The organism is Dietzia sp., assembly GCF_036741115.1.
Classification (GTDB): domain Bacteria; phylum Actinomycetota; class Actinomycetes; order Mycobacteriales; family Mycobacteriaceae; genus Dietzia.
In genome coordinates this window covers 17,659-40,940 of sequence record NZ_DAINST010000018.1, presented here as the reverse complement: position 1 = coordinate 40,940, position 23,282 = coordinate 17,659, and the positions used below count along the sequence as shown (strand labels likewise).

The window sequence follows — 23,282 nt, the reverse complement described above, 5'->3', positions numbered from 1 at the left end:
TCGGTGTCGTCGGTATCGCCGGAACCGTCTTGCTCGCCGCCCGAACCCGGATCCGTCTGGGCGTTCTGTTCTTCGGCGGACTCGAGCTCGTCCAGCCGTCGAGCCGCGGCGGTGAACGCCGCGTCGATCTCCTCCTCACTCATCCCGGTGGAGTCGAAGGGATCCGTGCGCCGGCGGTGCGGGAGGACGAAACTGGCGACGGCGCGCACGTCGGCCTCGGTGACCTCGTCGCGGCCCTCGAGCACGGCGTGGGCCTTCGCGGCCCGGGCGCTCACGACGTCCGCGCGCAGGCCCTGAACCTCTGTCTCGAGGCACACGAAGGCGATACGGCGGAGCTCGCGGAGCGGGATCCTGGCGCCGTCGAGCGCCGCCCGGGCGCGGGCGATCCGCGCGGCACCGGCGCGCTCGGCATCGGCGAATCCCGCGGCGAATCCGCCCGGATCGGAATCGAAGGCGAGCCTGCGAGTGATTACCTCGACGCGCTCGCCGGCATCGCCCGGCGCCGATACCTCGACCGAGAGGCCGAACCTGTCGAGAAGTTGAGGGCGGAGCTCGCCTTCTTCGGGGTTCATGGTGCCGACGAGAGCGAAGCGGGACTGAGTCGAGGCGGAGATTCCGTCGCGCTCGACGGTCACCCGGCCGGTCGCTGCGGCGTCGAGAAGGACGTCGACGAGGTTGTCGGCGAGGAGGTTGACCTCGTCCACATAGAGGACGCCGCCGTCGGCAGCGGAGACGAGCCCGGGGCGCAGGCTGGCAGCCCCGTCGGCCACGAGGGAGTGCACGTCGATCGAGCCGACGACGCGGTCCTCGGTGGCGCTGAGCGGAAGTTCGACGAACGCGCCGTGCGCGTCGGTGTCGCCGTCGTCGCCCGTCCCTGGCAGTAGCGCGGCGAGACCGCGCACCGCGGTGGTCTTCGCGGTGCCCTTTTCGCCCTGGATCAGGACGCCGCCGAGGCGAGGGTCGACGGCGAGGAGGAGCAGCGCGAGCCGCAGGGACTCCTGGCCGACGATCGCCGAGAACGGGTAGGCGTGGCGTTCGTCGTCACCGGTCCCCGACTCCGTCTGCTGCTGCGCGTGATGCGCTCCCATGCGCTCCTCCTCGATCCGTATCCCTCACCCGCGGCAGGCCCCCGCCGCTCGGCGGGGGCATTGCCGGAGATGTCCCGCGCCGTCGGGCGCCGGATCAGGACTGCAGCTTGAGCGACTTCTCCGAGCGTTCGAACTGCTCGGTGAACAGTGCGGTCTCGTCGCCGAGCTTGCGACCGAAGGACGGCACCATCTCCTTGAGCGAGGAGTCCCACGCCGCCATGCGGTCCGGGAAACAGCGGCCGAGCACGTCGATCATCGCGTCGACGGCGGTCGAGGCGCCGGGCGAGGCGCCGAGCAGGCCGGCGATCGAGCCGTCGGAGGAATTGATCACGGCGGTGCCGAACTCGAGTGTGCCGCCCTTCTTCTTGTTCGGCTTGATCACCTGCACGCGCTGGCCGGCGACGACCTTCTCCCAGTCGCCGCTCTGCGCGGTGGGCATGAACTCGCGGAGGGACTCCACTCGCGCCTCGTGTCCCTTGGCCAGCTCCGTCACGAGGTACTTGACGAGGCCGAGCTCGGAGACCCCGACCCCCGCCATCGACAGGAGGTTGTTCGGGCGGATGGACAGCGGCAGGTCGGTGAACTTGCCCCGCTTGAGGAACTTCGGAGTCCAACCGGCGAACGGGCCGAAGAGCAGGGCGCGCTTGCCGTCGATCACGCGAGTATCGAGGTGCGGAACGGACATCGGCGGGGCGCCGACGGCGGCCTGGCCGTAGACCTTCGCCTGGTGCTGCTCGATGATCTCCTCATTGGTGCAGCGGAGCCATTGCCCGCCGACCGGGAAGCCGCCGATGCCGCGGATCTCGGGGATCCCGGATTTCTGCAGCAGGTGGAGCGCGCCGCCGCCGGCGCCGACGAACACGAACTTCGCGTTGATCGTGTATTCCTCCTCGAGGGCGCGGTTGACGTATCGCACCTTCCAGGAGCCGTCGGTATTGCGCTCGAGGTTGCGCACCTCGGCCTGGTAGCGGACGTCCGTTCCCGTGCGCGCGAGGTAGCCGAGGAGCTGGCGGGTGAGCGCTCCGAAGTTGACGTCGGTGCCCGCCTCGGCGTAGCTCAGGGCGAGTTTCTCGTCCTCGCCGCGGCCCTTGCCGACGAGCGGCACGAGCTTGGTGATCTCCTCGAGATCCTCGGTGTACTGCATGCCGGGGAACAGCGGGTGCTCCGAGAGCTTCTCGTAGCGCTTACGGAGGTACTTCTGGCCCTCGGTACCCGTCACGAAGCTCATGTGCGGGACGGGGCGGATCCACTCGGTCGGGTCGCCGAGCAGGTTGTTCTCGACGGCGAAGGACCAGAACTGGCGGGAGATCTGGAACTTCTCGTTGACGCCGACGGCCTTCGTGATGTCGACGTCGCCGTCCGCGGTCTTCGGGGAGTAGTTGAGCTCGCACAGTGCGGAGTGGCCGGTGCCGGCGTTGTTCCAGGCATCGGATGACTCCTGCGCAGGGCCATTGAGGCGCTCGAGGATCTCGATGGACCAGTCGGGCTGCAGGCGGCGGAGTAGCGCGCCGAGAGTCGCGCTCATCACCCCCGCGCCGATGAGAACAACGTCCGTGCTCGTCTGATTACTGCCCTGTGGGACTGTCACTGCCAGCCATCCTCTTGTCGTGTCCGGGATTCTTTCCGCAAATGCGTCGCGTACCGCGCGTGTACGTCTCGTGCTCTCGCGCCCCCAGGCCGGACAGCGCCGGCGGCGGCGCACACGACTCATAGACTACTCACCGTCTTTACTCGCCGGTACCGTGGTGGCGTGCACATTGCCGAACTGTCCTCCGCCGACGCCCGGAGCAGCGCGCCCGTCGGGCCGTGGCTCCCCGACCGCCTCGGAATGGGCTTCTCTTACGCGAGCATCGAGCTCGGCGAGGATCCGGACGGAGAGGGACGGATCACGGCGACCCTCGTGCGCCACGACGAGTCGGTCCGCGGCGCGGATTCTCCGCCCCGCGCCGCAATCCTCTGGGTCCACGGGTTCTCCGACTATTTCTTCCAGCGCCACCTCGCCGAGCGCCTCGCCGCCGAGGGGATCGCCTTCTACGCCCTCGACCTCCGAAAATCGGGGCGCTCGCTGCGACCGGGGCTCACGCCGCACTACTCCACCGACCTCTCCCAGTACGACGAGGAAATGGACGCCGCGCTCGGGGTCGTCGCGGCGGAGACCGGGAGCAGCCAGACGAGAGCGGAGAGCGCGGGGACCACACCCACCTCCGGTGCCCCGATCATCGTCGCAGGGCACTCGACGGGCGGCCTCGTCGTCTGCGCGTGGCTCGCGCGGCGCGGGGACCGTGGGGCGTCGCCCGAACGGGTGCGGGGCGTCCTCCTCGATGGCCCATGGCTCGGATTCGACGCGCATGCCTACCTCGGGACGCACTCCCGAATCGCCGCGAAGGCACTCGACGGCCTCATCGCCGCCCTCGCCCGGATTGCGCCGAAATGGGTGCTTCCGGCTCCTGCGAACGAGCTCTACGGAAGCTCGCTTGCCGCGGACCGGGGCGGCGAGTTCGAATACGAGCGCGCGCTCAAGCCGCTCGGCGGGGTGGGGATCCGGCCCGGTTGGCTCGCCGCGGTCCGCCGCGAGCAACGCCGCATCGAGCGCGGCCCGGGCTTCGGGCTCTCCATCCCCGTGCTCCTCATCCGTTCCTCTCGCTCCAGCCGCACGGACGTCGACATGGATCTCATCCTCGACGTGCGGACGATGGCCAGGCTCGCCCCGAAGATCTCCTCCAACGTCCGGGACCGGCCACTCGACGGCGCACGGCACGACGCGTTCGTCTCCGCCCCGGCCGTGCGCGAGCAGGTGATGGCGGAGGTACTCGAATGGATGGCGGACAAAGGCATCGTGGCCTCCGTATCGCCGGACTCCTCACCGCCTGGACCCCAGCCGTCACAGCCGCAGTAGCCGGGCCGGGCCGGGGAATACTCGCTTACCCGGAGCCGTTCCACCCACGCACGCGATAGCCACAAGCCACGACCCTCTACAGGAGTCTCTACATATGTCGCAACCGCAGGTCGACGAGCACTTCGACATCATCATCATCGGAACCGGCTCGGGAAACTCCCTGCCGGGAGACGAAATCGACGACAAGAAAATCGCCATCTGTGAGGAGTGGACCTTCGGCGGGACCTGCCTCAACCGCGGCTGCATCCCCACCAAGATGTTCGTTTTCGCCGCCGATCAGGCGGAGAACGCGGCCACCAACGCGCGCCTCGGTATCGACACGAGCTACCAGGGAGTGCGCTGGTCGGACATCGTTTCGCGCGTCTTTGACGACCGCGTCGACCTCATCGCCGCCGGCGGGGAGGCCTACCGGCGCAACGAGTGCGAGAACATCACGGTCTTCGACGGCCACGCACGCTTCGTCGGCCCCCGCACGATAGACACCGGCACGGGCAAGATCATCTCCGCCGACCAGATCCTCCTCGCGGCCGGCGCCCGCGCGTCTGTCCCCGACGCCGTCCGCGAATCGGGTGTGCCGTTCCACACGAGCGACGACATCATGCGGATCGCCGAACCTCCGGAATCGATCGTCATCCTCGGCTCGGGCTACATCGCCACCGAGTTCGCCCACATCTTCTCCGCCTTCGGCACGCGCGTGACCGTCATCGGCCGCTCCCCCGTCCTGCTCAAGCACCTCGACAGCACCATCTCCGAGGCATTCACCGACGCCGCACGGGAGAAGTGGGACGTGCGGCTCGGCCAGGCGACGACAGGCTTCTCCTCATCTGACGACGGACGCCACATCCACGTGGACTTCGCCGACGGAAGCACCGCAGACGGGGACATGCTGCTCGTGGCCACGGGCCGCGTCCCCAACGGCGACCTCATGGACCTCGGCGAAGGGGGCATCGAGATCGACTCGACGACCGGGTCCGTGCGCACCGACGAGTACGGCCGGACCTCGGCGGAGGGCGTGTGGGCGATTGGCGACATCTCCTCGCCGTACCAGCTCAAGCACGTCGCGAACCACGAGCTCCGGGTCGTGCGCCACAACATGCTCCACCCGGAGGACCTCGCCGCGTTCAACCATGGAGTCGTGCCCTACGCCGTGTTCTCCTCGCCGCAGGTGGCGGCGGCCGGGCTCACCGAGGACGAGGCACTCGAGGCGGGGTACGACGTCACCGTCAAGGTCCAGGAGTACGGCGATGTCGCCTACGGCTGGGCGATGGTCGATCCGGTCGGCGTGGTCAAGCTCGTCGCCGACAAGGACTCGGGGCGCCTCCTCGGCGCGCACATCGTCGGCCACGAGGCGTCGATCATCATCCAGCCGCTCGTCCAGGCCATGACCTTCGGCCTCGGCGTCCAGGAGATGGCGCGCGGCCAGTACTGGATCCACCCGGCGCTCACGGAGGTCGTCGAGAACGCGCTCCTCGGCCTCGGTTTCCCCGACCGGGGTTTCTAAACCGAGGGTTCTATCCCGGCGAGGCGCGGGCCGGGGCCGAAATCCGGGACGCGCCCTGCGAGCTCGAGCAGTGCATCGAGGTCGAGCGCCGATTCGACTGCGTCGGCGAGCACGTCGAGCATGCGGGCCCGTTCCGCTGCCACGACGGTGTCCTCCGAGGGAGCGAAGCCCGGAACGGACTGCGCCAACTCGGCTAGAAAAGCCCGCCGCGCCTCGTCCTCGGCGAACAGCCCGTGTAGGTGGGTGCCGTACACCCGTCCCGCGCGGGCGCCCTCGCCCGCTTCGTGCGGACCGCCGGGCCCTCCGATCTCGAGGAACGGGTCCCCGTATCGCCTCGCGACCCGGCCGTGGTGGATCTCGTACCCCGACACCGCCGCCGGCCGTCCGGCGACCGAGCCGAGCCCCGACACCTCGCGGACGATCTTCGCCGCCCCGAACTCGATGTCCACCGGGAGCAGCCCGAGCCCGGGGACGCGGCCGCCAGGCGGTGGGGCTTCTACGTCGTCATCGATCGATTCGGCGAGCATCTGGAATCCGCCACAGATCCCGAGCACGCTCGCCCCGCGCGCCTCAGCCTCGCGGACGGCGTCGTCGAGGCCGCGCTCGCGCATCCAGCCTAGGTCGGCGACCGTGGATTTCGATCCGGGCAGCAGCACGAGTTCGGCCTCGGCGAGCTCGGCCGGCTCTGTTACCCAGCGGACGCGCACCCCGGGCTCGAGGGAGAGGGCGTCGACGTCCGTGGAGTTGGACACGCGCGGAAAGCGGATCGCGGCCACGGAGATGCCGCGTTCGCCGAGCGGTGGGCGCGGCGAGCCGACGAGACCGCCGGCGACGACCCCGAGCCCGTCCTCGGTATCGATCCACAAGTCAGGAAGGAATGGCACGACCCCGAAAACCGGGCGCCCCGTGGTCTCGGCGACCCAGTCGAGGCCGGGCCGGAGCAGGCCCTGGTCTCCCCGGAATTTGTTGACGACGAACCCCGCGATCCGTCGCCTGTCCGCCTCGTCGAGAGCGGCGATCGTGCCGAGGAAATGGGCGAGCACCCCGCCCCTGTCGATGTCCCCGACCACAATGGTCGGGAGCTCGGCGAGCTCGGCGAGACCCATGTTCGCGATATCACCGGCGCGGAGGTTGACCTCGGCCGCCGAGCCCGCGCCTTCGCACACGACGAGATCGAACTTGGCGCGAAGCCTGCCCAGCGAGTCCCCGACTACTCCGCGTAGAGCCTCGCGGCGGCCCACGTAGTCCGCGGCACCGATGTGCCCGTCGGCGCGGCCGCGAACGATGACCTGCGAGCGGCGGTCCGAACCCGGCTTGAGCAGGACCGGATTGAAATCGGTTCGAGGGCGCAGCCCGCAGGCCTCGGCCTGCAGCGCCTGCGCCCGGCCGATCTCCCCGCCGTCGACCGCGACCGCCGAATTGTTCGACATGTTCTGCGCCTTGAACGGCGCGACCCGGATACCGCGGCGCGCGTAGGCGCGGCACAGCCCGGCGACGATCAATGATTTGCCGGCATCGGACGTGGTGCCTGCGACGAGCAACGCGGGAGCCGGTGCCGGGGATGGAGGCGGGGTAGGGATCCGCGCCGTCTCAGGAGCTGCAGCCGGCCGATCCGCGGTGCCCGGCACGCTCAGAGCTTCGGGCCGAAGGCCTCGATGCCGGCCGAGGGCACGGTGAGGATCTCGTACCCGGAATCGGTGACCACGACGGTGTGCTCGAACTGCGCGGTCCACTTTTTGTCGTGCGTGGACACCGTCCAGTCGTCCTCCCATACGTCGTACTCGAGGCCGCCGAGGTTGATCATGGGCTCGACCGTGAGGGTCATCCCCGGCTCGAGCACGGTGTGGTTGTCGGTGGTGTCGTAGTGCAGCACGATGAGCCCGTTGTGGAACGTCGGCCCGACCCCGTGCCCTGTGAAGTCGCGCACTACCGAGTAGCCGAAGCGCTTCGCGTACGACTCGATGACCCGTCCGATGACGTTGACCTCGCGCCCCGGGCGGATCACCTTGATCCCGCGCATCGTGGCCTCGAGGGTCCGCGCGACGAGGTCGCGGTGCTCCTGGCTCACGTCCCCGGCGAAGAACGTGGCATTGGTATCGCCATGCACGCCGTTTTTGAACGCGGTGACATCGACGTTGACGATGTCCCCGTCCTCGATCACGGTCGTGTCCGGGATGCCGTGGCAGATGATCTCGTTGAGCGAGACGCAGCACGACTTGGGGAACTCGCGGTAGCCGAGCGTCGACGGGTAGGCGCCGTGGTCGAGAAGGTACTCGTGGACGACCGCGTCGATTTCGTCGGTGGTCGCGCCCGGGCGGACGGCCTCCCCCGCGGCGACCAGTGCATCAGCGGCGATGGTGCTCGCCTCGCGCATCTGCTCGATGACCTCGTCCGACTGCACCCACGGCTCGCCGATGCCCTCCTGGACGGCGTCCTTCCAGGCGTATTCCGGCCGCTCTATCGACGCGGGTACATCGCGGATTGGGGTCGGGCGCCCGGGTACGAGCGGGGATCGGGTGGCGGAAGTGCTGTTCTCACTCATGGCTTCCATCGTATCCCCGCCGGGCTAGAACATGATCGTCGCGTAATCCCCGCACGGGACGAAGCCGGCCCGCGCGTAGACGCGGCGCGCGGAGAGGTTGTACGAGTTGACGACGAGGCTCGGGATCGACCCGCCCTCGAGAAGCTGCCCAGCCAGGGCTGACATCGCGTGGCCGGCGATCCCGCGTCCGCGGAAACGGGGCGCGGTCCACACCCCCTGGATCGTTGCCGAGCCATACTCTCGGCCTACGACATCGGCTTTGAACGCGATCTCGCCCGTGTCCGCCGCCGTACACACCCACGTCTGTCCGTTCTCGAGGTAGCGGTAGACGCGTCGCTGGTACGCAGCGGCGTACGGCGCGGCCATGGGATCGGCGCCGAGTTCCTCGGTGTACATCGCCGCGGCCGCGGGGAGCACGCGTGCGAACTCCGCGGGGCGGGCGAGCCGCAACGGGGAGATACCGGGCAGCGGCGGGTTCACGCCCACGGGCTGCGCCTCGAGGCATTCGAGGAGCAGCTGGTCCGGGCGCTCGTCCTTCGCCGGGCCCCATGCGGGCCGCAGCGCGTCCCAGAGTTCGAGCACGAAATGCGCGGCGCCGTGGATCGAGGCCTTCGTGTATCGGCCCTCGACGAGCATCGCGGCAAAGGGCTCGGCGTCCCCCACCTCCATGCGGAGCGGAACGATCCCGGAGCCCACATAGAGGAGGCTGAGCTCGGGTGCGCTGCACGTGTGGAAGCACGCGAGAGCGCTGCGGACGCCACGGCGCTCGTCGCGCATCGCCGAGACGATCGGGGCCGCCACGGGCGCCTCCGCGGCGAGCACGGGGAACAGCTCGGACTGCTCGACCGGCATGAGGCGCCGCGCCGTGCGCGGCTGCGCGTGGGTGGTCATCTCCCCTAGCCCTCCCTCCCGTTGCGTCCGAACTTGTGGAACCGGCCCGCTTTTCGCGGCCCCGTTCCGCCGGGTCCTCGAATGTTTTCCCAGTCTATTCCCGACGGCAGAGGCCGGAATCGCCTATTCGGCCGGATTGCCGCCTGTTCGTTACCGCGCCCCGACCGGTGGGCGCCCACCGCCCGCGTCGGCTGCTGCCGGTACCGCCACCGCTACATCGGCAGCATCATCGGGTTGACGATATCCGCTGCGATCACGATGAGCGAGACGCACATCAACAACGCGAAGACCGCGATCGTTACGGGCATGAGCTTCTCGTAGTCGGCAGGCCCCGCGGGTGCGAGGCCGCGGAGCCGGCGCAACGCATCGCGGATCTTTTCGTAGATCACGACCGCGATGTGGCCGCCGTCGAACGGCACGATGGGGATGAGGTTGAACCCGCCGAGGAAGAAGTTGAGCGCGCCGAGGAGCAGGAAGAACGTGGCCCACATGCCGTGCTGGACCACCTGCCCGCCGATGTGGCTCGCCCCGACGATGGAGACCGGGCTGTCCTCCTGGCGCTCGGCACCGAAGATCGACTCCGCCACGGCCGGGATCTTCGACGGGAATGTCGCGATGCCCTTGACCGTCTCGATGACGATGCGGCCCGTATAGGTGAACGTCCCGCCGATCGCGGACAGCGGATCGTCGAAGGTGTTGATGGCCTGGTGCGCGGGATCGTCGCGGACGGACTGCGGGATCGCCGACTGGTCGAGGGTGATGCCGAGGATGCCGCGCGAACTGCCGTCGGAGGCCTGGGCGGAGGCGATCTCCGCCGTCATCTCGACGGCCTGTCCCCCACGTTCGACGGTGATGGGCACGCTCTCGCCGCCGAGGCCCGAGACGATCTCGGAGACGTCGCCCCAGTGGGAGACCGGCTTCCCGGCGATCGACTCGATGCGGTCGCCCGGCTCGATGCCGGCATCGCCGGCCGGGCCCTTGCCGGTGCATCCGTCCTGCACGCACTGGGTCTGCCCGACCACGGCGGGAACTTGCGAGGCGTCGACCGGCTGGTAGTTCATGTTCGGCAGGCCCGAGACGAGGGCCACGCCGAAGAAGAGCGCGATGCCGAGCACGAAGTTCATGAACGGCCCGCCGAGGAGCACGACGATGCGCTGCCACGCCGGCTTCGCCCACATCGCGCGCGAGCGGTCCTCGGACGCGAGCTCGTCGGAGGCGGCCATGCCCGCGATATCGCAGAAACCGCCGATGGGGAACGCGGCGACGCCGTATTCCGTCTCGCCGCGGCGCACAGCGAAGACCTTAGGCCCCATGCCGACGTAGAAGCGCCGGACCTTCATCCCGAAGGACCGGGCCGTCGCGAAATGCCCCAATTCGTGCCACATGACCGAGAGCAGGATCCCGATCGCGAACAGCACGATCCCGAAAACAAGCACTGTGTCGAACGTCCTCTTCCTCCGCGCCCGGTTCCGGGCGCGTATTCCTTATTCGATTGTCCACGACCGGAGCCCATTCGTCCGCATCCCGAGCGCGTTTTCGGGGGGTCGAATCCCGTGCGCGCCCACTTCCTATGGGATACTCAGAGTCATCACACGTGCATGAGCCGTAGTGTTCGGCCAGATCATTCGGCCGAATAGTTCGGCCGAGTCATTTGATCGGCATGCACGCGCACGAACCCCTAGAACTTCGGCGGTAGGAGACCACAGCGATGAGTTCCAGCGATTCCGGTCACGGCAAGGAGATCGTCATCAAGGGCGTCAGCTCGCTCGACGAGCCGTCGGTCAAGTGGGGCTGGCACGGCTTTAACCGCAAGACGGCCTCGATCGTGGGCATCGGCTTCGCGGCATTCCTGCTGCTCATGAACATCGGCAACCACATCGGCCACATCGAGGACATCTACCTCACGGCCATTGCCATCGCCATCCTCCTCACCATCGCGCTCACGGCCCGCAAGGCGCCGGCCCGCGATTCGAAGAAGCGCAACACGGTCTTCGAGATCCAGGATCCGATGCACTACGCGTACAAGAACTAGCCGCTAGCCCCGAGGCCACGGAAAGGCCCCTCGCACAAGGGGCCCTCTTCTCTATTTATGACGGCGGAGGCCCGTGTCCCCGGGCAGCCGGAGGCTAGCCCGCGTCGGCCGCGAGCTGGCCGCACGCGGCCGCGATGTCCTGGCCGCGCGTGTCGCGGACCGTGCACGAGACTCCCTGGCGCGCGACGGCATCGACGAACGCGTCCTGCTGTGCCTTGGGGCTCGCGTCCCACTTGCTCCCCGGGGTCGGGTTGAGCGGGATGACGTTGACGTGCGCCATGGGACCGAGGGCATCCCGGAGTTTCTTGCCGAGGAGCTCCCCGCGCCACACGTGGTCGTTGATGTCGCGGATCAGCGCGTACTCGATGGAGACGCGGCGGCCGGAGGTGTCCGCGTAGTACCGCGCCGCATCGAGCACCTCGGACACCGACCACCGGTTGTTCACGGGGACGAGCGTGTCCCGGAGCTCGTCGTCCGGGGTGTGGAGGGACACCGCGAGGGTCACGTGCAGGCCCTCGTCCGCGAGTTTCCGGATAGCGGGAGCGAGGCCGACCGTCGACACCGTCACGTTGCGCTGAGACAGGCCGAAGCCCTCGGGCTCCGGCGCCGTCATCCTGCGAACGGCCGCCACCACGCGCTTGTAGTTGGCGAGAGGCTCGCCCATGCCCATGAACACGACGTTGGAGAGGCGGCCGGGTCCGCCGGGGATCTCGCCGTCGCGCATCGCGGCGGCCGCGATGCGGAACTGCTCGAGGATCTCGGCCGTCGAGAGGTTCCGCTGGAGTCCGCCCTGGCCGGTGGCGCAAAACGGACACGCCATACCGCAACCGGCCTGGCTCGACACGCACAGCGTGGCGCGGTCGGGGTAGCGCATGAGCACGGACTCGACGAGTGAACCGTCGTGGAGCTTCCACAGCGTCTTGCGCGTCGCGCCGCCGTCCGCCTGCTGATCGCGGATGTCGGTGAAAAGCGTGGGGAACAGCGCCTCCCCGACTTCGGCGCGGGAACCCGCGGGAAGGTCGGTCATCGCCTCGGTATCGGCGGAGAGACGGGAGAAATAGTGGTTGGCGACCTGCTTGGAACGGAACGCCGGCAGCCCGAGATCTTTGATGGCCGAGGTGCGCTCCGCATCGCTGAGGTCCGCGAGATGCTTCGGCGGCATGCCCATCCTGGGCTTTGGCGCGTCGAATACGAGGGGCAGTTCTGTGGTCACGTCAGGTGATTGTTCCGCTTTTGGCCGCGAAATGCACACCACCGCCCGCAATGCCGCCCCTGTTCGTAATAGATTCGTGTGCATGAATCCTCGTTCCGACAAGCACACAGAGCCCACCGACGCGACGTCCGCCACGGGCGGGCTTACCGGCGCCGACGATCTCGCCGCGCAGAATCCCGACGCCGAGCTCGCCGTCAACGAGAAGTCGCCCTCGGACCCGGCCTACTCGGTCCCCGAAGGGGCCAAGGTCGATGTCTCCGGCGGCGGCCTCGGCTCCATCTGGGCGCTCGTGGCGCTCGGCGCGGTCCTGCTCATCCTCCTACTCGTGTTCGTCCTCCAGAACCAGGACAACGTCGAGATCGAATTCCTCCCGTGGAGCTTCTCCATGCCCTCGGGCGTGATCATCCTTCTCGCCGCGATCGTCGGCGCACTCGTCATGGCGCTCGCCGCGGCGTTCCGCATCTTCCAGCTCCGCCACCGCGCGCGGCGCTCCGCGAAGGCGCTGCGCATGGGCGGTCGCTCGAAGCGCTGATCTCCGAAGCCCCGGACGGCATCGAAAATGCGCCGGACCCGCGATGCGGGCGCCGGGGCGTTTTCTCGTGCGTGGCCGAAGCGTGGCCGGTGAGAGATCGGTGGCTCAGAGCAGGTTGGGGGCTCAGAGCCAGAAAGTGACGAACAACCAGGCGATGACGGCGACGGGTAGGACCGAGTCGAGCCGGTCCATGAGCCCGCCGTGCCCTGGCAGGAGCGTCCCCATGTCCTTGATGCCGAGGTCGCGCTTGACCTGCGATTCGACGAGGTCGCCCAGGCTCGCCGCGACGACCGCGACCACGCCGAGCGCGATCCCGAGGAACACGTTCTTGTCGAGGAGGAAGAGGAAGATGATCGCGCCACCGACGATCCCGAAGACGATCGAACCGGCGAAGCCCTCCCAGGATTTCTTCGGGCTGATCGCGGGCGCCATGGGGTGCTTACCGAACAGCACTCCGGCGATGTAGCCGCCGACATCGGAACACACGACTAGCGCGATGAGCGTGATGACGTACTTGCCGCCGTTCTCGCCGTTGACGAGCATCGCGCCGCAGGCTCCGGGGATGGCGATCCACGCGAGAGCGAAGATCGACACGGACGTGTCCCGGAGGAAATTGGCCGGCGGCTTGTCGAGCCCGTCGAGGAACAGTCGCCAAATGAACAGCACGACGACGGACACGGCGAACGCCGCGAAGGCACCCCGCGCCCCGAACGGCCACGACAGCCAGACGATCGCCTGCCCGGCGATCGACAGACCGAGGAAGGGCAGCCGGAAATTCGACTGCCGGAAGCGCTTGAACACCTCCCACAGCCCGAGCCCTACCGCCGCGGCGGCCACGACGTACCAGAGGCGGGAATTCCAGGCGACGGACACCGCGACCACGGCCCCGAGGAACACGCCCACGGGGATCGCGCGTGAGAGGTCACGCCCGGCTCGGGACTTCTTCTGTGGTGCACCGGGAGGCCCTTGGGGGGCTTGATCCACAGTGATCACTCTCCGATCCATCGAGGGACGGCCCCGGCGGGGCGCTCGCCGAGAAAGGTACTAGACCTCCAGCAGTTCGTCTTCCTTCTTCTTGACGATCTCGTCGACCTCGCCCACGTACTTTGACGTGGTGGAATCGAGCTCCTTCTCAGCCGTGGTGCCCTCGTCCTCTCCGGCCTCGCCGTCCTTGACGATCCGCTTGAATTCCTCCATGCCCTTGCGGCGCACGTTGCGGATGGCGATGCGGGCGTCCTCGGCCTTGGTCTTGGCCTGTTTGACGAGGTCCCGGCGACGCTCCTCCGTGAGCTGGGGGACGGTGACGCGAAGAACCTGGCCGTCATTCGTGGGGTTGACGCCGAGGTCCGAGTTGCGGATGGCCTGCTCGATGACACCGATCTGGCCGAGCTCGTAGGGCTTGATAAGCAGCATGCGCGGCTCGGGCACCGAGATCGTCGCCATCTGGGTGATGGGCGTGGGCACACCGTAGTACTCGGCTTGCACGCGGTTGAACATGCCCGGGTTCGCGCGGCCCGTGCGGATGGCCGCGAGCTCATCGCGGAGGTGGCCCACGGCCTTCTCCATCTTCTCTTCGGCCTCGAGCATCGCTTCGTCAAACATCGGGAAGTCCTTAATCGATTCGGTATCGGTGGGTCTCGGCGGGTCCGCCCACCGATCCTAGTCGGTGCGGCGGGCCGCCCAGCGCCTAAGAGGCGACGAGCGTGCCGATCGGCTCGCCGGCGACCGCGGCCGCGACGTTGCCCTCTATGAGGAGGTTGAAGAAGTGGATGGGCATGTTGTTGTCCATGCACAGCGCGAACGCGGTGGCGTCGGCGACCTTGAGCTCCTTCTCGATGACCTCGCGGTGCGTGATCCGGTCGTACATCTCCGCGTCCGGGTTGGTCCGCGGATCGTCGGAGTACACGCCGTCGACGGCCTTGGCCATGAGGAGGACCTCGGCCTTGACCTCGAGGGCGCGCTGGGCCGCCGTGGTGTCCGTGGAGAAGTAGGGCATGCCCATGCCGGCGCCGAAGATCACGACTCTCCCCTTCTCCATGTGGCGGATGGCGCGAAGCGGAATGTAGGGCTCGGCGACCTGGCCCATGGTGATCGCCGTCTGCACGCGGGTGTCGACACCCTCCTGCTCGAGGAAGTCCTGTAGCGCGAGGCAGTTCATCACCGTGCCGAGCATGCCCATGTAGTCCGAACGGGCGCGATCGAGCCCACGCTGCTGCAGCTGGGCGCCGCGGAAGAAGTTCCCGCCACCGATGACGATGCAGATCTGCGTGCCGGTCTTGGAGACCTCCGCGATCTGGCGGGCGACGGAGGCGACCACGTCCGGGTCGATACCGACGGCACCACCGCCGAACATCTCTCCGCCGAGCTTGAGCATTACCCGCCCGTAGCCCTTCTTGCCGGTCTCTTCGTGGCCCATTTCGCCCATTTCGATCCTCGCCCCTGGTCCGCCGACCGTCGCTGTCCTTCGTCCATCTTGCCCTACGGGCGCACCCGCTGCGGGCGCCGCCTCGGCACATGGCTCAGGCACCTGACCGGGTGACCGGAGGCAGGTGCCTGAGCATTGGGTGGCTTGCCCGCCACCTGCGGGTTACTAGTCCTGGCCGACCTCGAAACGGGAGAACGCGATGACCTTGACGCCCGCCTCCTCGAGGATGGCGCCGACGGTCTTTTTGTTGTCCGTGACCGAGGGCTGGTCGACGAGGCAGACGTCCTTGAAGAAGCCGTTGAGGCGACCCTCGACGATCTTCGGCAGAGCCTGCTCCGGCTTCCCCTCTTCCTTCGCGGTGGCCTCGGCGATCTCGCGCTCCTTGGCGACGACGTCCTCCGGGACGTCCTCGCGGGAGACGAACTTCGCCTTGAGGGCGGCGACCTGCATCGCGGCGCCGCGCGCGGCCTCGGCAGCAGCATCGCCCTCGCCCGAGTAGGAGACCATGACGCCGACGGCCGGCGGCAGGTCGGAGGAGCGCTTGTGCAGGTACGTGGCGACCGGGCCCTCGTACGAAGCGACGCGGCGGAGCACGAGCTTCTCACCGGTCTTGGCGGAGAAGGCGGTGATGGCATCGGAGACCGGCTGGCCGTCGAGATCGGCGGACTCGAGCGCGCCGAGGTCGGCGACCTTGTTCTCCGCGGCGACCTTGACGATCTTGTCGGCGAGCTCGATGAACTCGGCGGACTTCGCGACGAAGTCGGTCTCCGAGTTGAGCTCGATCATGTAGCCGCCGGAGACGGTTACGAGACCCTCGGCGGTGGAGCGGCCGGCGCGCTTGCCGACGTCCTTCGCGCCCTTGATGCGGAGCACCTCGACGGCCTTGTCGAAGTCGCCGTCGGACTCGGCGAGAGCGTTCTTGCAGTCCATCATTCCCGAGCCGGTGAGCTCGCGGAGACGCTTGACATCGGCAGCGGTGTAGTTCGCCATGGTGGGGCGACCCTCCTTGTATGAGATTCGTCGTTCGTAAGCGGTTATGGCGCCCGAATCGTCTCGCTCGGATCCGTTGCGCGTGCTGTGCAACCCACACCAGGTTAGGGCAAGAGCGCGCACGGAGTGCGAGCAGGCGCGTCGGAACGCGGAATCGGCCGCGCCAGAGGCGACCTCGCGGATCTTTCCGGGGCCCGCGCACACACCGCGGGCCCGGCTCCGGAACACATCCGGTGCCGGGCCCGCCGGTGAGAGTTACCCGAGTGCCTTGGCGGCGGAGGGAACTACTTCTCGCCCTCGGCGGTGCCGGCGGCCTCGGCCGGAGCGTCCGCACCGGTCGCGACACCCTCGGCAGCGGCCTCGGCGGAAGCGGTGACGGCGTCGAGCTGCTCCGTCTCCCACTCGGCGAGCGGCTCGGCAGCCGCGGCGGTCTCCGCCTCGCCTTCCTTGGCGCCCGAGCGGGCCTTGAGGCCCTCTGCAACGGCGGACGCGACGACGCGCGTGAGCACATCGACCGAGCGGATCGCGTCGTCGTTCGCCGGGATCGGGAAGTCGACCAGGTCCGGGTCGCAGTTGGTGTCGAGTATCGCGACGACCGGGATGCCCAGCTTGCGCGCCTCGTCGACCGCGATGTGCTCCTTGTTGGTGTCGACGATCCACACCGCGGAAGGAACCTTGGTCATGTCACGCATGCCGCCGAGCGTGCGCTCGAGCTTGTTCTTCTCACGCGTGAGCATGAGAACTTCCTTCTTGGTGCGACCCTCGAAGCCACCGGTCTGCTCCATGGACTCGAGCTCCTTGAGGCGCAGAAGGCGCTGGTGCACGGTCTGGAAGTTGGTGAGCATGCCACCGAGCCAGCGCTGGTTGACATACGGCATGCCGACCTTCTTGGCCTCCTCGGCGATGGCCTCCTGGGCCTGCTTCTTCGTGCCGACGAAGAGCACCGTGCCACCGTGGGCGACGGTCTCCTTGACGAACTCGTACGCCTGATCGATGTAGGTCAGGGTCTGCTGCAGGTCGATGATGTAGATGCCGTTGCGGTCGGTGAAGATGAAACGACGCATCTTCGGGTTCCAGCGACGGGTCTGGTGGCCAAAGTGGGCACCTGCATCGAGCAGCTGCTTCATGGATACGACTGCCATGTGCTGTTGAGGGTCGAAACGTTGCGCTCGGAAACGGGCGAAACGTCTTGGAGGCCCCTCCTCCTCCTTTTCGTGTGTGTTCGTGGATCTTTTCGGGTTATGTGCCTGGCACCTGCCGCGGGACCATCCGTTCCGCGTGTGAGCCGGACGGACACCTCGGACCCGCGAGCAAAGCAGCAAGGGCGCTCCCCCGGATTCCTTCGAACGGGACTACATGCGGTCGAGCCGCCGTCGAGTCCCGCAGGAGCGGGGACGAACGAGCACCGTTGCCAGGTGCGCGAAGTCAGAACCGTGCACCCAGAGGGCACACGAGACTGCCCGCCCAGAATAACCCGCCTGCGAAAATGCACCAACTCCCCCGCGGGGTTCTCTCCTATCCGCTCCCCCTCTCGTCCGCCCGTGCCCCTACGGCCTTTGCAGCAACGCTCTCGCCACGATCCGGGTCAGGTGTTACTACCGAAGTAGAGGCGCACCCCGCAGCGGTGCCGGGCGGGTCATGCTCCCGGTGTGCCCTCGACGATCGAACCAACTCCGCACACCCAGCACACCCGACAGATCCAGCCCACTCCGCACGTCCAGTCGCCGCGCCGGGCGACGACGCCGTTCGTCCGCGGCCATTCGACCGTGCCGTCCCACCCTGCCGCCGAGCTCGCCCGATTCCAGGAGGTCGGTGCGCCGGTCCCTTCCGCCTCCCGCTTCCGCCCCATTCTCTGGATGACGGCGCTCGTCCTCTTAGCCCTCGCCGCCGGGCCTGCTGCGATCTGCTATTCCCAGCCCCCCGCATTGCTGCGCGAGACGGCGGACCCGCAGGGCGCGGTGGCGGTCGCACGCGCCGAGTATGGGTTCCCCGTCGTTCCGGGCCGGGTGTCGCGCACGTTCGATGGGCCGGCACAACCGTGGCTACCCGGGCACCGGGGCGTCGATCTCGCGGCCTCTACAGGGCAATCGGTGCTCGCCGCGGCGGCGGGTCGGGTCGTTTTCTCCGGGATGGTCGCCGGGAGGCCGGTCGTCTCGATCGAACACCTCGACGGGATCAGGACTACGTACGAGCCTGTGGCCTCCGCCGTCAGAGAGGGGCAGGAAGTCGGCGCGGGCGCCTCGATCGGCCGGGTGTCCGGGATCCACGAGGGCTGCGCGGCGCCGGCCTGCGTGCACTGGGGCGCCCGGGTGGGAGGTGAGGAGGATGCGTACATCGATCCCCTGTCGCTGCTCGGGGCGAGGTTTCGGGCTGTCGTACTCAAGCCGCTGTAGCGATCGACCCAACCGAGGCGACTTGGTTGGGCTTGGGCTTGTGCCCGGCCGTGCCCGCCCGGGCTCAGGCGCGCGGGTGGGCGATGGAATACGCCGAGGCGATCCGCTCGGTGCTGACGTGCGTGTAGAGCTGCGTGGTCGAGAGCGACGAATGGCCGAGTATCTCCTGGACGTGACGCAGGTCGGCCCCGCCTTCTAGGAGATGTGTGGCGGCGCTGTGCCGGAGGCCGTGCGGCGAGAGGGTGGGAACGCCGTCGGCGGCGGAGGTCAGCTCGTTGACCGCCCGGCGGGCCGCACGCACGTCGAGGCGCCCGCCGCGCGCGCCGAGAAGCAGCGCAGCCCCACTCTTCGCCGTGGCGAGGGCGGGGCGCCCGTCGCGCAGCCAAGCATCGAGTGCGCGATCGGCGGGAAGGCCAAAGGGCACTACTCGCTCTTTGTCGCCCTTGCCGAGCACTCGAAGCGAGCGCCGCTCGCGGTCGACAGAGCGCAGGTCCAGCCCGCAGAGTTCCGAGACTCGAATTCCTGTGGAATAGAGCAGCTCGACAACGAGCCGGTCGCGCACGGCCACGGGATGGGTTGCATTCCCGTCCTCCGCGACATCCGCGGATGGCATCTCGGCCGATGCCCGCCTCTCGGCGAGACTCAGGGCGCCTTCGGCCTGAGCCCGGTCGAGCACCTTGGGTAGGCTCCGCTGGGACCGCGGAGCTTCGAGTCGCAGGCCGGGATCGACATCGAGGAGCCCGGCCTTTGTGGCCCAGGCGGTGAATGCGCGGGCGGAAGCCACGCGGCGCGCGACAGTCGACCGCGCTACGCCCGCTCCGACCATCTCGGCGAGCCAGGCGCGGAGCGCCGAGAGATCGATGAGCTCGACGGGAGAGCCCTCGGTGTCCCGTCGGCCGACGAAATCGAGGAGACGGCGAGCGTCGGAGGAGTACGACCGCACCGTGGCCGCCGAGCGCCCACGCGCCCGAAGGTCCGCTGCGAATTCCTCGAGCACGGCGGAGCCACGGTCCCCCGCTCTCCCGGTTCCTGCGCCATCCTCGTTCCGCATGGGTCCACTGTGGTCCTTGTTGCCTGCAGTGGCAAGCGCGACGAGCTCAGAACGTCAGCGACGTCTGCACGGCAGTGGGCTTGGTCCTGCACCTCCTCCACATCCCCTCGCGTCGTTCGACGAGCCCCTCGGCGAACAGCCCGCCGAGCACGGAACGGATGCTGCGAAGTGGCATGCCGCTGTCCGCGACGAGCTCCTCCGGCCTCCGCCACCTCGAGCCCGACATCGCCTCGAAGACCCGGCGCTGGGAATCGTCGAGCCCGTCGAACGGTGTCGGCTGACCAGAACCGGAATACGCGGAGTCCGCCCTGGATACCGGTGCGTCTCGGGTTTCGTGGGGATAGGGCCCGCGATGCGCCGGGATCAGCCCGGTGACCTCCGCGGCGCTGGTGATGGCAATGGCTCTGTGATCGCGGATCAGGGCGTTGCAACCCACCGAGCCACGGGAGTGAATCGACCCAGGCACGGCCGCGATCGGACGCTCCAGTGCGCCCGCCCAGCGCGCGGTGCTCAACGCGCCGCTGCGGGCTGCTGCCTCGACGACGACGGTCGCGCCGGACAGTGCGGCGATGAGCCGATTGCGGTCGAGGAAGCGGTAGCGGGTCACCCCCGTGCCCGGCGGGTATTCGGAGAGCACTCCTGCCGATTCCGCCGCCCGGGAGAGGGTTCCGGCGTTTGCAGAAGGATAGAACTGGTCCACACCGCGCGCGAGAACGGCCGCGGTCTCGCCGCCGGCCGCGAGCGCCGCATTGTGGGCGGCCACGTCGATCCCGAGCGCGCCGCCAGAGAGCACTATCGCATCGACGCCGACCGCTGCCGCCGCGAGTTCCCCCGCGACGCTCCGCCCGTACTGGCTTGCGCTTCTGGTACCGACGATCGCGAGGACCGGCGCCGAGACGAGGGCGAGCTCCGCGGGCCCGCCGCGCACCCAGAGCCCAGTGGGGATAAGGGAGAGCGTCGCGAGCTCGGCGGCGACCTTCTTTCGGCGTCCATTGTCGTCGGAGCCTTCCGAACCGAGGCGGTCGCGGAGGACCCGGGGCCTGTCGAGTGCGGAAAGCGCGTATTCGGGCCAGTCGGGGCGGCCTGGGTGGATGAACCGGGCGCCCGCTTCCGCTGCTCTGTGCAGGAGTTCGCCCGGATCGATGGTCTCGGCGCGCGCTTCCGTCTGTCGATCCAGCACCGGATCGGAGCGGAGGTTGCGGGTGCGGATGCGCTCGACCGCCTCCACCGGTCCATAGGTGTCGATGGCGTCCCACATCGCTGCCGACGGCCGCTCGGCCACGGCATTGAGATACACCCAGGCTCGCTCGAGTACCGCCGGGTCCACGCCGTCGCGCGTCTTTCCGCGCTGTGTCACATGGGTCCCGGTGCGTCGGTCCCACGTCATTCGTCACCCCGCAGGACCATCGCCTCGTGGACATGCTCGACGCCCGGCACGTCCGCCCCGGCAAGGTCGGCGATCGTCCACGCGAGCCGTGTGCAGCGCCGAGCCGAACGCGCGGAGATGCGTCCCGCGGCGAGGGCGCGCTGCAGCGGCTTCGTAGCAGTCCGGGGCAGTTCTACAGTGATGTCGACTCCCGGTCGGCCGTCTCCGCACCTGCTGCCCATGTCGCTGGATTCGCTTGATCCGCGAGTCCCGGCGCATCTCCGCAGGAGCTGCCGCGCATCGCGCTTCTCGCGCGCTGAGAGCACGCGGGCGCGGACATCCTCGGTCCGCTCCGGGTCGTCCTCCGAGAGGAGTCGCAGCCCGACAGGCGCGGTGCGGACGACGATGTCGATGCGGTCGCGCAGAGGGCCCGACAGCCGTGCCATGTACCTGCGGCGGGAGTCCGCGGGGCACTCGCATCGCGCGGCATCGGGCGCACCACATGGGCATTCGTTGGCGGCCATGACGAGCTGGAAGTGCGCGGGGAATTTCGCGATCCCGTCGCGTCGGGCGATGCGCACCACGCCGTCCTCGAGCGGTGTACGCAGGGCGTCGAGCGTCCGGGCGGAGAATTCCGTGGCCTCGTCGAGAAAAAGGACGCCGTTGTGTGCCTGCGAGATCGCCCCGGGCCTGGCCAGGCCGTGCCCACCGCCCACGAGGGCGGACATCGAGGCGGTGTGGTGCGGAGCCACGAACGGAGGGCGCGAGACCAGCGGCGATTGCCCGGGAACGAGCAGGCCGGACACCGAGTGGACGGCGGTCGTGGCGAGTGCCTCGTCTTCGGAGAGATCCGGGAGTAGCCCTGGCAGACGTTGGGCGAGCATGGTCTTTCCCGTCCCGGGTGGGCCAAGGAGCAGGATGTTATGTCTGCCCGCCGCTGCGACCTCGATGGCGCGGCGCGCCTCCTCCTGGCCGCGGACCTCGTCGAGATCGAGGCGGTTGGAATGCGCGCCAGAAGCCCCGGTAGCGGGGACCCCAATCGCTTCGCCGGCTGGCGGCACCGGGTAGTCCGGTAGTTCCTGGCCGAGGCAGAAAGCGTGGAGGTCGGTGAGAGAGTGGAGCCCTACGACCTCGATTCCCGAGACCAGCGTCGCCTCGGCGCGATTCGCGGCGGCCACGATAATGATCTGCAGCCCGGCGGCGCGCGCCGCGAGCGTTGCGGGCAGGATCCCGCGGACGGGGCGGACTCGGCCATCGAGGGCGAGCTCGCCGACGAGCGCCGCTCCCGCGAGACGTGCCGGCGGCAGGGTTCCCCGCGCGGAGAGGGTGGCCGCCGCTATGGCGAGGTCGAAGCCGCTGCCCGTCTTGCGAAGTGATGCAGGGGACAACGAGATGACCGTCTTCCCCGGCGGGTACTCGAAGCCCGAGTTCGCGATGGCCGAGCGCACCCGGTCGCGAGCCTCGTGCAGCGCCGCGTCCCCCGCACCGACGATGTGGGTTGCGGGGAGACCGTGGCGGGCATCGACCTCTACGTCGACCACATGCCCGCCCACCCCGACGAGCGAAACGGCCCGGGCGTATCCGAGTCCCACCTAGACCGCCTCCCAGATCCACGTGATCGAGGCGGCGTCCGGGCCGCTCCTACGCACTGAGACCACGTCGAAGCACAGGCGGCCGTAGAAATTCGGGGGTTGGCCAATCGCAGGGACCTCGGCAGGCGTCGAAGAATGCACCGTTTCCGGAATGCCCGCGCCGCGCACCCGTTCCGCGAGCCACGCGGACGCCAGCCGCCGCAGCCGCGCCGCCTTGGAGCGAGTCACCGATTCCGCCGGACTCCCGAATTCGTCCCCGGAGCGGGTGCGGACCTCGACGAACCGCAGTGTCCCCTCGGGGCCGGCGGCGACCAGGTCGAGTTCGCCGAAGGAACAGCGCCAGTTCCGCGATAGGACCTTGAGCCCGAGATCCTCGGCGAGCCCCGCCGCGAGCTCCTCCCCGAAGCGTCCGACGTCCCCGCGGGACTCGGGCCATGGACTCCCCGACCACGACGAGATATCCACCATCTCGATCTCCAGCGGCTCGGGGCCGAAAGCATGGTCCAGTACCTGTCGCCACGGTGGTGGCGCAGCCGACGATGACGAGATCGACGGGACCTCTTCGGCCGGCAGCGAGCCTCTGCGGGCGCGGGCATCTGACATGGCGGGGACCTCGGGCGGCATGGGACTCCTCGTGTGCGGCCTGTGCCCGCCGCGAATCTCCGCGGCGGTGCGTCGGGACCGAGAATGGCCGCGAAGGACCGGACCTCCGCCGTCATTCCGACAACAACAGCACACCTGTGGACGCACCCACGACCCCTGTGCATTAG

At 68.7% G+C, this 23,282-nt stretch carries 21 protein-coding genes; 5 read left to right on the top strand and 16 right to left on the bottom strand.

Annotation, left to right across the window (positions count from 1 at the left end):
- Window positions 1–1,088, bottom strand: a 1,088-nt coding sequence (locus tag V7E05_RS04695; RefSeq protein ID WP_333618514.1) for an ATP-binding protein, incomplete at its 3' end; no start/stop codon positions are given.
- A gap of 94 nt (window positions 1,089–1,182) precedes the next feature.
- A complete protein-coding gene (mqo, locus tag V7E05_RS04690) occupies window positions 1,183–2,676 on the bottom strand; it encodes a malate dehydrogenase (quinone) (protein ID WP_333618513.1) in 1,494 nt (497 codons plus the stop codon).
- A gap of 162 nt (window positions 2,677–2,838) precedes the next feature.
- Between mqo and V7E05_RS04685 the strand changes: the two genes are divergently transcribed.
- Together V7E05_RS04685 and mtr are read left to right on the top strand one after the other, a co-directional pair.
- The gene (locus tag V7E05_RS04685) at window positions 2,839–3,984 is read left to right on the top strand and encodes an alpha/beta hydrolase (RefSeq protein WP_333618512.1); all 1,146 of its coding nucleotides are present in this window, start codon (window positions 2,839–2,841) and stop codon (window positions 3,982–3,984) included.
- Window positions 3,985–4,078: 94 nt separating this feature from the next.
- Window positions 4,079–5,485, top strand: a complete 1,407-nt coding sequence (mtr, locus tag V7E05_RS04680; RefSeq protein ID WP_333618511.1) for a mycothione reductase — start codon at window positions 4,079–4,081, stop codon at window positions 5,483–5,485.
- On the opposite strand, the gene V7E05_RS04675 is transcribed toward mtr, so the two are convergent.
- From V7E05_RS04675 to V7E05_RS04660, 4 genes are all read right to left on the bottom strand, one after another.
- Window positions 5,482–7,026, bottom strand: a complete 1,545-nt coding sequence (locus tag V7E05_RS04675) for a cobyric acid synthase (RefSeq protein WP_333618510.1) — start codon at window positions 7,024–7,026, stop codon at window positions 5,482–5,484. The two genes, mtr and V7E05_RS04675, sit on opposite strands and share 4 nt — an antisense overlap.
- An 89-nt stretch (window positions 7,027–7,115) precedes the next feature.
- A complete protein-coding gene (gene map, locus V7E05_RS04670; protein WP_333618509.1) occupies window positions 7,116–8,027 on the bottom strand; it encodes a type I methionyl aminopeptidase in 912 nt (303 codons plus the stop codon).
- 24 nt (window positions 8,028–8,051) lie between these two features.
- Entirely contained in the window at window positions 8,052–8,918 is an 867-nt protein-coding gene (locus tag V7E05_RS04665) for a GNAT family N-acetyltransferase (protein ID WP_333618508.1), read from the bottom strand.
- A gap of 212 nt (window positions 8,919–9,130) precedes the next feature.
- Window positions 9,131–10,354, bottom strand: coding sequence for a M50 family metallopeptidase (locus V7E05_RS04660; protein WP_333618507.1), 1,224 nt, complete (start codon window positions 10,352–10,354; stop codon window positions 9,131–9,133).
- 272 nt (window positions 10,355–10,626) lie between these two features.
- Here V7E05_RS04660 and V7E05_RS04655 point away from each other — a divergent pair, with 272 nt between their 5' ends.
- The gene (locus V7E05_RS04655) at window positions 10,627–10,950 is read left to right on the top strand and encodes a DUF2631 domain-containing protein (RefSeq protein WP_333618506.1); all 324 of its coding nucleotides are present in this window, start codon (window positions 10,627–10,629) and stop codon (window positions 10,948–10,950) included.
- A gap of 94 nt (window positions 10,951–11,044) precedes the next feature.
- On the opposite strand, the gene rlmN is transcribed toward V7E05_RS04655, so the two are convergent.
- On the bottom strand, window positions 11,045–12,163 hold the full coding sequence (gene rlmN / locus V7E05_RS04650; RefSeq protein WP_333618505.1) for a 23S rRNA (adenine(2503)-C(2))-methyltransferase RlmN: 1,119 nt from the start codon (window positions 12,161–12,163) through the stop codon (window positions 11,045–11,047).
- Window positions 12,164–12,245: 82 nt separating this feature from the next.
- Between rlmN and V7E05_RS04645 the strand changes: the two genes are divergently transcribed.
- Window positions 12,246–12,695 carry a LapA family protein gene (locus V7E05_RS04645; RefSeq protein ID WP_333618504.1) on the top strand — a complete coding sequence of 150 codons (450 nt, stop codon included), beginning with the start codon at window positions 12,246–12,248 and terminating at the stop codon, window positions 12,693–12,695.
- 123 nt (window positions 12,696–12,818) lie between these two features.
- Here the strand turns inward: V7E05_RS04645 and V7E05_RS04640 are convergent, their stop codons facing one another.
- The 5 genes from V7E05_RS04640 to rpsB all read right to left on the bottom strand — a co-directional run bounded on the left by V7E05_RS04640 (window position 12,819) and on the right by rpsB (window position 17,252).
- Window positions 12,819–13,700: a phosphatidate cytidylyltransferase gene (locus tag V7E05_RS04640; RefSeq protein ID WP_442891596.1), complete on the bottom strand. Its 882-nt coding sequence runs from the start codon at window positions 13,698–13,700 to the stop codon at window positions 12,819–12,821.
- 39 nt (window positions 13,701–13,739) lie between these two features.
- The gene (frr, locus tag V7E05_RS04635) at window positions 13,740–14,297 is read right to left on the bottom strand and encodes a ribosome recycling factor (protein ID WP_333618502.1); all 558 of its coding nucleotides are present in this window, start codon (window positions 14,295–14,297) and stop codon (window positions 13,740–13,742) included.
- A gap of 85 nt (window positions 14,298–14,382) precedes the next feature.
- Complete coding sequence (gene pyrH / locus V7E05_RS04630; RefSeq protein ID WP_333618501.1) at window positions 14,383–15,120, bottom strand: UMP kinase; 738 nt, start codon at window positions 15,118–15,120, stop codon at window positions 14,383–14,385.
- A gap of 165 nt (window positions 15,121–15,285) precedes the next feature.
- Complete coding sequence (tsf, locus tag V7E05_RS04625) at window positions 15,286–16,110, bottom strand: translation elongation factor Ts (protein ID WP_333618500.1); 825 nt, start codon at window positions 16,108–16,110, stop codon at window positions 15,286–15,288.
- A 284-nt stretch (window positions 16,111–16,394) separates the two neighbouring features.
- Entirely contained in the window at window positions 16,395–17,252 is an 858-nt protein-coding gene (gene rpsB, locus V7E05_RS04620; protein ID WP_333618499.1) for a 30S ribosomal protein S2, read from the bottom strand.
- A gap of 507 nt (window positions 17,253–17,759) precedes the next feature.
- Between rpsB and V7E05_RS04615 the strand changes: the two genes are divergently transcribed.
- A complete protein-coding gene (locus V7E05_RS04615) occupies window positions 17,760–18,503 on the top strand; it encodes a M23 family metallopeptidase (RefSeq protein ID WP_333618498.1) in 744 nt (247 codons plus the stop codon).
- A gap of 64 nt (window positions 18,504–18,567) precedes the next feature.
- Here V7E05_RS04615 and V7E05_RS04610 read toward each other — a convergent pair whose 3' ends face one another.
- Genes V7E05_RS04610 through V7E05_RS04595 form a run of 4 tightly spaced genes read right to left on the bottom strand, consistent with a single transcriptional unit; the run spans window position 18,568 to window position 23,136 of the window.
- A complete protein-coding gene (locus V7E05_RS04610; RefSeq protein WP_333618497.1) occupies window positions 18,568–19,554 on the bottom strand; it encodes a tyrosine recombinase XerC in 987 nt (328 codons plus the stop codon).
- Window positions 19,555–19,600: 46 nt separating this feature from the next.
- Window positions 19,601–20,911, bottom strand: a complete 1,311-nt coding sequence (locus V7E05_RS04605; RefSeq protein ID WP_333618496.1) for a DNA-processing protein DprA — start codon at window positions 20,909–20,911, stop codon at window positions 19,601–19,603.
- A gap of 26 nt (window positions 20,912–20,937) precedes the next feature.
- Window positions 20,938–22,512: a YifB family Mg chelatase-like AAA ATPase gene (locus V7E05_RS04600; RefSeq protein WP_333618495.1), complete on the bottom strand. Its 1,575-nt coding sequence runs from the start codon at window positions 22,510–22,512 to the stop codon at window positions 20,938–20,940.
- Complete coding sequence (locus tag V7E05_RS04595; protein WP_333618494.1) at window positions 22,513–23,136, bottom strand: YraN family protein; 624 nt, start codon at window positions 23,134–23,136, stop codon at window positions 22,513–22,515. It abuts the gene before it with no gap.
- Window positions 23,137–23,282: the final 146 nt, after the last annotated feature.